Genomic DNA, 760 nt, shown 5'->3' with positions numbered 1-760 from the left:
GTATATGAACTTGATCCGCCTAGATGGCGAAAAGTTTTATTATACGTTTTTAGAAGACTATATCAATAACTACAATGCTAAAGTGCGGAAGTACAGAAATTACAATGAGCTCAGGATTACCCGAAATAATTCCTACTACACTTCTTTACTTAAACATTTGCGTGGCGTAAAAAACCTGCAGCTATTTTATCCTGATGATAAATTAACATCATTAAGCAGGAGCCATGCACAGGATTTGAACAGGAATAATCTCGATACGCACGAAAGTAGTAACGGAGATAAATTTTCGAAACGATTATCCAGGTATTTCGCCAATAAAGCTATGAGCGAAAATATCGATTTCGGTTACTCGAACAGTTTAGATATTGTTTGCCATTTGTTGTTAGATTGTGGCGTACCTTCTCTTGGCCACCGCTTTAATTTACTTGATCAAAAATACAAGCTCAATACCGTTGGCGTAAGCATACAGCCCCACCCCTCTTATACCTGGTGCGCAGTAATCGATTTTGTTGCACAACCTACATATTACTCCAATAACGAGTAAATTGCATAAATAATCTTATTTCTGTGGCAATAAAAATTTAATTGTAAATTGCGCCCAACAACAAAGGGTGCACGATAAATGCATATTTCAAGGCCACCACGTCCTGCTGAACTCGTTTCAGCATCTTTATCGCAGGAAAGATCCTGAAATAAATTCAGGATGACGACCGCTTATGCATTTGGTGAAGCCCAATAATAACAACGAACAGTTTTAAGT

General features: G+C 37.6%; 1 protein-coding gene. It reads left to right on the top strand.

The window, feature by feature from the left end; genetic code table 11:
• Positions 1-544, top strand: a 544-nt coding sequence (locus AC1DND_RS28825) for a CAP domain-containing protein (RefSeq protein WP_477586390.1), incomplete at its 5' end; no start/stop codon positions are given.
• Positions 545-760 lie beyond the last annotated feature (216 nt).

Source organism: Pedobacter sp. 01N416 (assembly GCF_056399685.1).
The sequence above is the reverse complement of the archived record's forward strand: the minus strand, read 5'-3'. Positions and strand labels throughout refer to the sequence as shown.